This is a genomic window from Stenotrophomonas sp. SrG (assembly GCF_050031795.1).
GTDB classification, from domain to species: domain Bacteria; phylum Pseudomonadota; class Gammaproteobacteria; order Xanthomonadales; family Xanthomonadaceae; genus Stenotrophomonas; species Stenotrophomonas rhizophila_A.
The window spans coordinates 1-235 of the sequence record NZ_JBNBBE010001372.1 but is presented as its reverse complement, the minus strand read 5'-3'; the positions used below and the strand labels follow the sequence as shown (position 1 = coordinate 235).

At 64.3% G+C, this 235-nt stretch carries 1 pseudogene; it reads left to right on the top strand.

From position 1 onward, the window contains the following. A pseudogene (locus ACQG3P_RS23900) lies at positions 1-235 on the top strand (peptidase); the annotation flags it as partial.

The window sequence follows — 235 nt, the reverse complement described above, 5'->3', positions numbered from 1 at the left end:
GCACCACCCTGCGTGGCCAGAAGGAAATGCAGCCGCGCTGGAAGCGCGTGCTGGAGGCGGTCAACACCTCCATCGGCGAAGGCCTTGGCCAGCTGTACGTGGACGCGGTGTTCCCGGCCGCGTCCAAGGAACAGATGCAGCACCTGGTGGAAAACCTCTCGGTGGCACTGAAGGAGCGCCTGGAGAAGCTGGAGTGGATGGGCGAAGACACCCGCAAGAAGGCGCTGGAGAAGTG